Here is a 10,345-nt window from a genome sequence, read left to right as displayed (position 1 = left end):
TTTGATTCGTGTGGATCAGAAAGCTTCGGGTTCAATTCCGGTGAAGATGTCGACGGTAATGTGGCTTCCCAGCTCCCCCCCTTCACGCGCCAGGCCGCAGGTTTTCAGGCCAGCCGACTGCGCAGCATCGAGCTCTTCGACGATGTCCGAGAGAAACAGGATCTCCCCCGCATCTACCCCAATTGCCTGCTGAATATGGCGATAAGACTGCGCCTCACGCTTCGGCCCCGATGTGGTGTCGAAATAGCCGCTGAACAGCGGCGTCAGATCCCCCGCCTCCGAGCAACCGAAGATCAGCTTCTGCGCCTGGATCGAGCCGGATGAGTAAACAAACAGTTGATAACCGGCCGCATGCCAACGTTGCAGCGCTTCAACGGCATCCGGATAAACATGCCCTTTCAGCTGCCCTGCCTGATAGCCCTGCGCCCAGACCATGCCCTGCAATGCCTTGAGCGGCGTGGCTTTGCGGTCTTCGGCGATCCAGCTCAAGAGGATTTCAACAACCCGTTCAACGTCAGCCAGCGGCTCATTGCTGTCTCGGCGCACGGCGTCGAGCTGTTCGGCGACATCAGCACGCGAAGCGTTCTGCCGCACAAAGTCGGGCAAATGTTTGGCGGCGTAGGGAAACAGCACGTCGAAGACGAAACTCACCGCGCTGGTGGTGCCTTCAATGTCGGTGAGGATGGCTTTGATCGACACGGTTTCAGTCCTCCAGACGCGGGAAGCGACCGGCGATGTCTTCGCCGGTGAAATTGGCAACCCAGCCTTCCGGGTTGTTGAACAGACGGATCGCCACAAAGTGCGGATGTTCGCCCATGTCGAACCAGTGCTTGGTGCCGGCCGGAACCGAGATCAGGTCGTTCTTTTCACAGAGCACGGCATAGACGTAATCGTCGATGTGCAGGGTAAACAAGCCACGACCGGCAACGAAAAATCGCACTTCGTCTTCGCCATGGCGGTGCTCTTCGAGGAACTTGGCGCGCAGTTCGGCTTTTTGCGGATGGTCGCTGTTGAGGCTGATCACGTCGACGGTGATGTAGCCGCGCTCGGTCATCAGCTTGTCGATCTGCTCTTTATAAGCGCTGATGACCTCTTCCTGACTGGCGCCGGGCTGGATCTTCGCGGCGGCCTGCCAGCGGTCGAAACGCACGCCCTGCTCGGCCAGCGTCGAGGCGATGTCTTCGAAATGGGTCAGCACCTTGTTGGGAATCTCAGGGCTGGAAACGTGATAAACGGACAGGCTGCTCATGGGCAATTCCTCGGTAGCGGCGGCGCCGTCCGGCTCTTGCAGACCGGTCGGGCGCCGCGTGGCATCAGGCAAACGGGCTGTTTCTGGTGAACTCAGCCTTTGCGGTTCATGACGCTGCGGGTTTTCAACTCGCATTCAAACAGGAATTCAAAGGCCTCGATCTGCCGCAGCGCGTCGCTCATCTGCGCGCCCCAGGTGTAGAGACCATGGCCGCGAATCAGATAACCGACGCAATCAGGATGGGCGTCGAGCCAAGGCTGCACCTTGGCGGCGAGGCGCGCAATGTCCTGATCGTTGTCAAAAATCGGCACACGCACCCGTGATTCATGGGTGGAAATGCCGCTGAAGGCTTTCTGCAATTCGTAGTCTTCGAACTCGATGAAATCTTCCGGGGTCAGACGCGACAGCACCGTGGCATTCACCGAATGGGTGTGCAACACCGCGCCGATTTCCGCGCGCCAGCGGTAGAGCTGGGTGTGCAGCAAGGTTTCGGCGGAGGGTTTCTTGCCCGGCTCCAGGCTATTGCCGGACAGATCGGTAGCGAGCACGTCATCCACAGCCAACTGGCCCTTGTGCTTGCCCGATACGGTCAACAGCGCTTCGCTCGGCGACAGGCGTGTCGAATAGTTGCTGCTGGTGGCTGGCGACCAGCCACGGCCATATAGAAAACGCCCGGCGTCAACGATCTGCTGGGCGAGCTGTTCACGGCTAAGGCTCATGGCCTGTCCTCTTGCATACATGTGGCAATGATAACGGCAGCGGCAAGCGCTGCGAGACTGGCAATACTAAAGGTCAATGTCGCGCCGAGGGCATTCCAGCTGTAGCCGGAATACAGCGCACCGAGCGCCCCGCCGGTGCCGGCCAGTGCCGCATACAGCGCCTGGCCCTGGCCTTGTTGGCGGGCGCCGAAACTACGTTGCACGAAAGCGATGGCAGCCGCATGAAAGCTGCCGAAAGTCGCTGCGTGCAGCACTTGAGCGAACAACAGCACCCAGAGAAATTCAGCGAACGACCCAAGCAGCACCCAGCGCAACGCCGCCAGCAGGAAACTCGCCAGCAGCACCCGGCGCAGGGAAAAGCGCGCCAGAATGCGGCTCATGGCCATGAACATCAGCACTTCCGCCACCACCCCCACGGCCCAGAGCAGGCCGATGACGCCACGGCTGTAACCGAGGCGCTCAAGGTGCAACGTCAGAAAGGTGTAATAAGGCCCGTGGCTGACCTGCATCAGCGCGACGCAAGCATAAAACGCCAGCACGCCGGGATGACGCAATTGCTTGAGAAAGCCCTCGCCCGCCGGCCGATTGCCTTGCGCCGGCTGTGCATTCGGCACCCACAGGCTACTCAGGACGATACCGGCCATGATCAGCACCAGCGCCGCCGGGTAGATGTCCAGGCTCAGCCATTCGAACAGCCGCCCCAGCACTACCACAGTGATGATGAAACCGATCGAGCCCCACAGGCGAATCTGGCTGTAGCGCGATGTTTGCCCCTGCAGATGCGCGAGGGTAATGACTTCGAACTGCGGCAGCACCGCGTGCCAGAAGAATGCATGCAGGGCCATGACCATCGCCAGCCAGGCGTAGGTCTGACTGACGAAGATCAGCGAAAAGGTCAGCAACGTGCACACAGCACCGAAGCGCACGATGGCCAGACGCCTGCCGGTGTAATCGCCGAGCCAACCCCAGATGTTCGGCGCCACGCAGCGCATCAGCATCGGAATCGCCACCAGCTCGCCGATGCGCGCGGCACTGAAGCCGAGGTGATCGAAGTACAGCGCCAGAAACGGCGCTGTCGAACCGAGCAAGGCGAAATAGAACAGATAGAAACTGGACAGCCGCCAGTAAGGAAGCGCCGCCACGCCGGTTATGCCGCGACGGCTTTGAGCGCAGCCATCAGAGCTGGCCCAGCACCGGCGTGCTCACGCGCACATCGGCGTTCTGCCCACGGTGGCGCAGCAGGTGATCCATCAGCACGATGGCCATCATCGCCTCGGCGATCGGCGTCGCGCGGATGCCGACGCATGGGTCGTGACGACCCTTGGTGATCACATCGACCGGGTTGCCATTCACGTCGATCGAGCGGCCCGGCGTAGTAATGCTCGAGGTCGGTTTCAACGCCAGATGCGCAACGATCGGTTGACCAGACGAGATGCCGCCGAGGATGCCGCCGGCGTTGTTGCTGAGAAAACCCTCCGGCGTCAGTTCATCGCGGTGTTCGGTACCACGCTGGGCGACACAGGCGAACCCGGCGCCGATCTCGACACCTTTGACCGCGTTGATGCTCATCAGCGCGTGGGCCAGTTCGGCGTCGAGGCGATCGAAAATCGGCTCGCCAAGACCCGGCATCACGCCTTCGGCGACCACGGTGATCTTCGCCCCGACCGAGTCCTGATCGCGGCGCAAATGGTCCATGTAGGCTTCCAGCTCCGGGACCTTGTCCGGGTCAGGACTGAAAAAGGCGTTTTCTTCGACCGAATCCCAGGTCTTGAACGGTATTTCGATCGGGCCAAGCTGGCTCATGTAGCCGCGAATGACGATGCCCTGACTGGCCAGATACTTCTTGGCGATCGCACCGGCCGCTACGCGCATGGCGGTTTCCCGCGCCGAACTGCGGCCACCGCCGCGATAATCGCGCTCGCCGTATTTGTGGTGATAGGTGTAGTCGGCGTGAGCCGGGCGGAACAGGTCCTTGATCGCCGAGTAGTCCTTGGACTTCTGGTCGGTGTTGCGAATCAGCAGGCCGATCGAGCAACCGGTGGTGCGGCCCTCGAACACGCCGGAGAGGATTTCGACTTCATCGGCTTCTTGGCGCTGGGTGGTGTGGCGGCTGGTGCCAGGCTTGCGGCGATCGAGGTCGCGCTGCAGATCTTCCAGGGAAATCTCCAGACCCGGCGGGCAGCCGTCGACAATGGCGACCAACGCCGGACCATGGCTTTCGCCAGCGGTGGTGACAGTGAACAACTTGCCGTAGGTATTGCCGGACATGCAGGACGCTCCGTGAAATCAAACCCGAATTCTTGATGCGCGCCAGTATACGCAGGCTAACCGAGTAGTTCATCCTCGAACCTTAGTGGTGCTGGCGAGTCCAACCGGCACCTTGACCAATGATGGCGTGATGATGCTGCGAGTTCTGATCTTGAGTCTTACCCTCTTTACCGGCTTTGCCCAAGCGACAGTCCTACAGCGCCCGGTCACTCTGGACACCGGCAGCGGCGAACTTTTCGGTTCGCTGTTGCTGCCCAAGTCCGACAGCCCGGTGCCGATTGTTCTGATGATTTCTGGCTCGGGTCCTACAGATCGCGACGGAAACAACCCCGACGGCGGGCGCAATGACAGCCTCAAGCGCTTGGCCTGGGTGCTGGCCAAACACAACATCGCCAGCGTGCGCTATGACAAGCGCGGCGTCGCCGCGAGCCTGGCGGCCGCTCCTGATGAACGTGATTTGTCTGTAGAAGGCTACGCGGCGGACGCCGTGGCGTGGGGGCAGAAGCTCAAGGCCGATCCGCGTTTCGGCAAACTGATTCTGCTCGGCCACAGCGAAGGCGCGCTGATTGCCAGCCTCGCCGCGCCGAAACTGGACGCAGCGGCGGTGATCTCGCTGTCCGGCAGCGCGCGCCCGGTCGATCAGGTAATCCGCGAACAGTTGGCGCGCAGCCTGCCGCCGCCACTGATGCTGCGCAGCAACGAACTGCTCGACAGCCTAAAGGCCGGCCACACCGATGACAACGTGCCGCAACCGTTGCAGGTGATCTTTCGCCCGAGCGTGCAGCCGTACCTGATTTCGCTGTTCCGTCAGGACCCGGCGCAAGCCTTTGCCCAGCTGAAAATGCCGGCACTGATCGTTCAGGGCAGCAACGACATTCAGGTCGGCACCGAAGACGCGAAGCTGCTCAAGGCGGCGAAACCGGACGCGCAACTGACGGTGATCGAAGGCATGAATCATGTGCTGCGCATCGTCCACAACGACATGAAGCGGCAATTGGCCTCCTACAAGGACCCGAATTTGCCCCTGGCCGCCGAACTGGGCGCCGCCGTCATCGAATTTATTGACGGAATTCGTGCAAGTTAACTGCGTTTTACCCTCCAGCCTCACAGAAAACGGCCGATAAGCCTTTGTCGCCAGCGCAACGTCTGGCGGCAAGCAGGGCTTGGACAGGATCTCGCCGTTATGACTGAAACCCAGACTTCACCCGACACCAGCGCTGAAAAAGACGCACCGCCAGCGGTCGAACTGCCGTGGGCGGATGTTCAGGCCGAGCACCACAAGATGCTCCGCCTGGCGCCGCTGCAGACCGACCGCAACACCGGTGGCCGGCCGTTGCGCTTTGTCGAATTCGGTTACGCCGAGCGCAACAGCAAAGAGCGCAGCCTGATGCGCATGGCGATCAAGCTGCCCAACCAGCGTGTGCGCAAAGAACAAAATCATCTTGATGTGTGGGTCGACCACGCGAGCAAACGTGTGAGTTTCGGTCCCGACAGTGGCTTGCAGGTCGAACCGCTGAATCGCGGCATTGGTCGTTTCATGGCCGCGCAAGGCATCAATTGGGCGAAAAAGCGCTGGCCCGGCTATACCGTCGACGGCATCGACCTGAACAACAAGGATGCGCTCAACGAAGACACTCGCTTGCGCCGCGACCATTTCCTGCGCGTGCACGGTTTCGATGTGGCTTACGCCGATGCCCAGCATTTGAAAGGCAGCATCAAGGCTGTGCAGGTCGGTGACCTGCTGGGTGACTGGAACAGCGAAAAACTGCAGATCGTCGAGATTCTTGAAGCCGCGCAGATGCTGCAGCAGGCCGAACAGAATCTGGCTGAGCAGGAAGTGAAACTGAAGAAGCAGGAAGAGAAAGTCAGCAAGTTCAAGCGTGAAGACGCCGGGTTGCGCTTCACCATTACGTGTCTGGTGGCGTTTGCGGTGTTTCAGGCGGGGTTGTTGATCTGGATTGCTACGCACCGGTAGATCAAAAGATCGCAGCCTCCGGCAGCTCCTACACTGGAATGATGGACATCCTGCAGGAGCTGCCGAAGGCTGCGATCCGATCGTTCCCATGCTCTGCGTGGGAATGCAGCCCGGGACGCTCTGCGTCCCTAAAAGAGGTCAGACGCGAGCTGCGAAAAGTGCCTGATGCGCGCGGCACTGCTCGGCTGTCAGCATGAACACGCCATGCCCGCCGCGCTGGAACTCCAGCCAGGCGAAATCGACTTCCGGGTACAACGCCTCGACGTGCACCTGGCTGTTGCCCACCTCGACAATCAACAAACCTTTCTCGGTCAGGTGATCCGCCGCTTCGGCGAGCATGCGCCGGACCAGATTCAGACCATCATCACCGCAGGCCAGACCGAGTTCAGGCTCGTGCTGATATTCGTCCGGCATGTCGGCGAAATCTTCCGCATCGACGTAGGGCGGGTTCGACACGATCAGGTCGAAACGCTGACCCGGCAAGCCGTCGAAACCATCACCCTGCACGGTATAGACGCGCTCATCGACGCCATGGCGCTCGATGTTCTGGTTGGCCACTTCCAGCGCTTCGAACGACAGGTCCGCGAGCACCACTTCGGCATTCTGGAATTCGTAAGCGCAGGCAATGCCGATGCAGCCGGAACCCGTGCACAGGTCGAGAATTCGCGCCGGCTCGCTGCCGATCCACGGCGCAAAGCGGTTTTCGATCAGCTCACCAATCGGCGAACGCGGGATCAGCACGCGCGGGTCGACGATGAACGACATGCCGCAGAACCACGCCTCGCCGAGCAGGTAGGCGGTGGGAACGCGATCTTCGATGCGGCGCTTGAGCAAGCGCTGCAGATTGACCAGTTCGTCATCTTCCAGCGCGCAATCAAGATAGCTGTCGGCGATTTCCCAAGGCAGGTGCAAAGCGCCCAGCACCAATTGGCGCGCCTCGTCCCAGGCGTTGTCGGTGCCATGACCGAAAAACAGATCCTCCCCATGGAAGCGGCTGACGGCCCAACGGATGTGGTCGCGCAGGGTACGAAGTCGGGAAGTGATCACGGCGTAGAACTCCAGAAAAAACGACTGGCGATTCTAGCAGCCAAAACGCGCGACGACGACGCAGGAAAAACCGTGCGGTAACGGTAGGAGATTTCTTTTTTTTGCATCAGGCATTGAACGGAACGTGTAACTTGACAAGGCTGCAGGCCAAGAACGACGGCGCCTACGATGGTAGCGATTCACAGAACCGCTCAGCCAGAGGACAATGTCGCAAAAGCCCCACCCCGAGGAGCCCCAGAATGTCCGTTCCAAAAACGATGTTTCAACTCAGCGGTCGCGGTTACGCAGCGGCCACCCTGAGCCATGCCACCGTGGTCATCATCGATGCCCAGAAGGAATACCTCAGTGGCCCGCTGGCCCTGAGCGGCATGGACGCGGCCGTCGCGAACATCAAACAAGTGGTTGCCGCAGCCCGTGCCGCCGGTCGGCCGATCGTGCACGTGCGTCATCTCGGCACCGTTGGTGGCCTGTTCGACCCGCAGGGCGAACGTGGCGAATTCATCCCCGGTCTCGAACCGCAAGGCGATGAAACCATTATCGGCAAACTGCTGCCGAGCGCATTCCATGGCACCGAACTGCTCGAGCGCCTGCAGAACCTCGGCTCTCTGGACCTGATCGTTTGCGGATTCATGAGTCACTCCAGCGTCAGCACCACGGTGCGCGCGGCAAAGAACCTCGGTTTCCGCTGCACCCTGGTCGAAGACGCCTGCGCGACCCGCGATCTGCCGTTCAAGGGCGGCGTGCTCAGCGCCGAACGCGTGCAGGAAGCGGAAATGGCGATCATGGCTGACAACTTCGCCACGCTGGCCAAGACTCAGGACCTGATCTGATCCTGCCCTTGTGAGCGGTGCACGGCGCCGCTCATCCGCTATATCCGCTGATTTGCCGCAAATGCCATAGCCTCAGGAACAACCCGGTCAACTCCCGGTCGAAGGGCCGATACCATTGAGGAAGGTCGGAATGAAGTTATCCGATGGATTTGACGCACGCCGTTTGCGGCCCAAAGGCCAAAGCAACTGGCGTTTTCGATTTGGCGCGGCGATCTCGGCCATTCTGGCGACGTTCGGCGTGCTGCTGGCGATGGCCGGCGCCGCCAGCCTGCTCGGCCGCCCGCCGGCGCTGGGTGACCTGAACGCGTCGCCGCTGGGTTCGGCAATCATGCTCGCCGTCGGCTTGCTGTTTCTGTATTTCGGCGTTGCCCTGTGGCGCCGCTGCCGCCGTCGCGCACGGCAATCGCGGGAACTGAACATGTCCCCGCATCTGATGAAAAAACACGACTGACCCAACGGCCTGGCTTTTTGCCGGGCCGTTTTCTGTCGACTTGGGTAAACTGGCCGCCCTTCGCGGAGGCTGACATGCAAGACGACGATTTTTCTCTGTTCAAAAGTGCGATCCAGGGCGTCAAGCCGATCAAGCACGACCGCGCCGACACCGGCAAACCCAAGGCTGACCGCGCGCAGATCGCCAAGCTGCGTCAGTCCGCCACCGTGCGCAGCGACACCACCATCATTGACGGCCTCTCCGACCAGTTCGTGATCGACGTCGGCCCGGAAGACGAGCTGATGTGGTCTCGCGACGGCGTACAGGAAAGCCAGATGCGCAAGCTCAAGGTCGGGCAGATCCCGTTCGAAGGCAGTCTCGACCTGCACGGCATGAGCGTGGAAAAGGCTCGGGAAACACTTTGGGCATTTCTTGCCGAAGCGACCAAATTCGAAATCCGCTGCGTGCGCGTGACGCACGGCAAGGCTGTGCGCCTGGATGGCAAGCGCCCGATGATCAAAAGCCACGTCAATACCTGGCTGCGCCAGCATGCGCAAGTGCTCGGTTTCTGCTCGTGCCAGGCCAAACACGGCGGTGCCGGCGCGGTTTATGTGATGCTGAAACGGACGATGATGGAAGGCCGCGACGAATAAAGCCGTCACACCGAACTTGCAGGGTTGTGTCCGCCACCGTACCCTTGCCCTTTGCGAAAATCCCCACAGGTAGTTTCATGTCCCTGGAACAGAATTACACCGCGATTCTCGGCCAATTGGGCGAGGACGTGTCCCGCGAGGGCCTGCTCGACACGCCAAAGCGTGCCGCCAAAGCCATGCAGTACCTCTGCCGCGGTTATGCACAGACGCTCGAAGAGGTCACCAACGGTGCCCTGTTCAGCTCCGACAACAGCGAGATGGTGCTGGTCAAGGACATCGAGCTGTATTCGTTGTGCGAACACCACCTGCTGCCGTTCATCGGCAAGGCGCATGTCGCCTACATCCCGAGCGGCAAAGTACTGGGCCTGTCGAAGGTTGCGCGGATCGTCGATATGTACGCGCGCCGCCTGCAGATTCAGGAAAACCTCAGCCGCCAGATCGCCGATGCGGTAATGCAAGTCACCGGCGCGCTGGGCGTGGCCGTGGTTATCGAAGCCAAGCACATGTGCATGATGATGCGCGGCGTCGAAAAGCAGAATTCGTCGATGATCACTTCGGTGATGCTCGGTGAATTCCGTGAAAACGCGGCAACCCGTAGCGAATTCCTCAGCCTCATCAAGTAGTTCGCAACAGAAAAGAACCGGCATTGATCGCCGGTTTTTTTTCGCCTGTGAAAAATCGGGTAAGCTGCGCGCCTTTCTTCATTTGCACCGTGAGGCTTTCAACGTGTTCGTCAAAGCGCTTCGTGTCGGCCTCGGCCAACTGGTTATCTTCGTCGATTTCATCACCCGCCCGGGCAAGACAAAACGCCCCGCTGCTGCTCAGGCACAAGTCGACGCTGCCGCGAAAGATCTGACTCTGTACCAATTTCACGCCTGCCCGTTCTGCGTGAAAACCCGCCGCGCCCTGCATCGTCTGAATGTGCCGGTGGCGCTGAAAGACGCGAAGAACAACGAGCAGGATCGCCAGACCCTGCTGGAACAGGGTGGCCGGATCAAAGTGCCTTGCCTGCGTATTGAAGAGAACGGGCAAACCACCTGGATGTATGAATCCAAGGTGATTATCGATTATCTGGATAAGCGGTTTGCGGCGGTCTGACATTGATGTGCTGTGGCTGATGGCGCCATCGCTGGCAAGCCAGCTCCCACATTGATCTCAGGTTGTAGACAAGAAT

At 60.4% G+C, this 10,345-nt stretch carries 13 protein-coding genes; 7 read left to right on the top strand and 6 right to left on the bottom strand.

The genetic code is table 11. The features are described from left to right. Positions 1 to 15: 15 nt before the first annotated feature. The 5 genes from mtnC to aroC form a co-directional block, all read right to left on the bottom strand. On the bottom strand, positions 16 to 699 hold the full coding sequence (gene mtnC / locus F8N49_RS20495; RefSeq protein WP_122705885.1) for an acireductone synthase: 684 nt from the start codon (positions 697 to 699) through the stop codon (positions 16 to 18). Positions 700 to 703: 4 nt separating this feature from the next. Next, positions 704 to 1,249, bottom strand: a complete 546-nt coding sequence (locus tag F8N49_RS20490; protein ID WP_038861971.1) for an acireductone dioxygenase — start codon at positions 1,247 to 1,249, stop codon at positions 704 to 706. Between the two features lie 92 nt (positions 1,250 to 1,341). Beyond that, positions 1,342 to 1,968, bottom strand: coding sequence for a methylthioribulose 1-phosphate dehydratase (locus F8N49_RS20485; RefSeq protein ID WP_151552323.1), 627 nt, complete (start codon positions 1,966 to 1,968; stop codon positions 1,342 to 1,344). Beyond that, positions 1,965 to 3,110 (bottom strand): MFS transporter, encoded by a 1,146-nt coding sequence (locus tag F8N49_RS20480; RefSeq protein ID WP_151552321.1) that lies wholly within the window; start codon positions 3,108 to 3,110, stop codon positions 1,965 to 1,967. Before F8N49_RS20480 ends, F8N49_RS20485 begins: the two co-directional genes overlap by 4 nt. Positions 3,111 to 3,144: 34 nt before the next feature. Next, positions 3,145 to 4,236 (bottom strand): chorismate synthase, encoded by a 1,092-nt coding sequence (gene aroC, locus F8N49_RS20475; protein ID WP_151552319.1) that lies wholly within the window; start codon positions 4,234 to 4,236, stop codon positions 3,145 to 3,147. Between the two features lie 130 nt (positions 4,237 to 4,366). Here aroC and F8N49_RS20470 point away from each other — a divergent pair, with 130 nt between their 5' ends. Both F8N49_RS20470 and F8N49_RS20465 read left to right on the top strand, forming a co-directional pair. After that, positions 4,367 to 5,320, top strand: a complete 954-nt coding sequence (locus F8N49_RS20470) for an alpha/beta hydrolase (protein WP_110645197.1) — start codon at positions 4,367 to 4,369, stop codon at positions 5,318 to 5,320. 99 nt (positions 5,321 to 5,419) lie between these two features. Continuing rightward, entirely contained in the window at positions 5,420 to 6,211 is a 792-nt protein-coding gene (locus F8N49_RS20465; RefSeq protein WP_024012221.1) for a hypothetical protein, read from the top strand. Between the two features lie 138 nt (positions 6,212 to 6,349). Here the strand turns inward: F8N49_RS20465 and prmB are convergent, their stop codons facing one another. Continuing rightward, a complete protein-coding gene (gene prmB, locus F8N49_RS20460) occupies positions 6,350 to 7,258 on the bottom strand; it encodes a 50S ribosomal protein L3 N(5)-glutamine methyltransferase (RefSeq protein ID WP_151552317.1) in 909 nt (302 codons plus the stop codon). Between the two features lie 239 nt (positions 7,259 to 7,497). Here prmB and F8N49_RS20455 point away from each other — a divergent pair, with 239 nt between their 5' ends. From F8N49_RS20455 to F8N49_RS20435, 5 genes are all read left to right on the top strand, one after another. Continuing rightward, entirely contained in the window at positions 7,498 to 8,088 is a 591-nt protein-coding gene (locus F8N49_RS20455) for a cysteine hydrolase family protein (RefSeq protein WP_016773772.1), read from the top strand. A gap of 130 nt (positions 8,089 to 8,218) precedes the next feature. Continuing rightward, on the top strand, positions 8,219 to 8,539 hold the full coding sequence (locus F8N49_RS20450) for a hypothetical protein (protein ID WP_016773771.1): 321 nt from the start codon (positions 8,219 to 8,221) through the stop codon (positions 8,537 to 8,539). Positions 8,540 to 8,613: 74 nt separating this feature from the next. Beyond that, positions 8,614 to 9,171 carry a Smr/MutS family protein gene (locus F8N49_RS20445; protein WP_071171525.1) on the top strand — a complete coding sequence of 186 codons (558 nt, stop codon included), beginning with the start codon at positions 8,614 to 8,616 and terminating at the stop codon, positions 9,169 to 9,171. 77 nt (positions 9,172 to 9,248) lie between these two features. After that, positions 9,249 to 9,794 carry a GTP cyclohydrolase I FolE gene (gene folE, locus F8N49_RS20440; RefSeq protein WP_016773769.1) on the top strand — a complete coding sequence of 182 codons (546 nt, stop codon included), beginning with the start codon at positions 9,249 to 9,251 and terminating at the stop codon, positions 9,792 to 9,794. Between the two features lie 103 nt (positions 9,795 to 9,897). After that, positions 9,898 to 10,269, top strand: a complete 372-nt coding sequence (locus tag F8N49_RS20435) for a glutathione S-transferase N-terminal domain-containing protein (protein ID WP_130929258.1) — start codon at positions 9,898 to 9,900, stop codon at positions 10,267 to 10,269. Positions 10,270 to 10,345: the final 76 nt, after the last annotated feature.

It is taken from the genome of Pseudomonas sp. GXM4, from assembly GCF_008923895.1.
GTDB lineage: Bacteria > Pseudomonadota > Gammaproteobacteria > Pseudomonadales > Pseudomonadaceae > Aquipseudomonas > Aquipseudomonas atacamensis.
This window is presented reverse-complemented; position numbering and strand designations above follow the sequence as displayed.

Bases quoted from the DNA above. Each gene is read 5' to 3' on its own strand.
- F8N49_RS20445 (WP_071171525.1), top strand. From the start codon at position 8,614: ATGCAAGACGACGATTTTTCTCTGTTCAAAAGTGCGATCCAGGGCGTC.
- F8N49_RS20485 (WP_151552323.1), bottom strand. From the start codon at position 1,968: ATGAGCCTTAGCCGTGAACAGCTCGCCCAGCAGATCGTTGACGCCGGG.
- aroC (WP_151552319.1), bottom strand. From the start codon at position 4,236: ATGTCCGGCAATACCTACGGCAAGTTGTTCACTGTCACCACCGCTGGC.
- F8N49_RS20490 (WP_038861971.1), bottom strand. From the start codon at position 1,249: ATGAGCAGCCTGTCCGTTTATCACGTTTCCAGCCCTGAGATTCCCAAC.
- F8N49_RS20455 (WP_016773772.1), top strand. From the start codon at position 7,498: ATGTCCGTTCCAAAAACGATGTTTCAACTCAGCGGTCGCGGTTACGCA.
- F8N49_RS20450 (WP_016773771.1), top strand. From the start codon at position 8,219: ATGAAGTTATCCGATGGATTTGACGCACGCCGTTTGCGGCCCAAAGGC.
- F8N49_RS20470 (WP_110645197.1), top strand. From the start codon at position 4,367: ATGATGCTGCGAGTTCTGATCTTGAGTCTTACCCTCTTTACCGGCTTT.
- F8N49_RS20465 (WP_024012221.1), top strand. From the start codon at position 5,420: ATGACTGAAACCCAGACTTCACCCGACACCAGCGCTGAAAAAGACGCA.
- folE (WP_016773769.1), top strand. From the start codon at position 9,249: ATGTCCCTGGAACAGAATTACACCGCGATTCTCGGCCAATTGGGCGAG.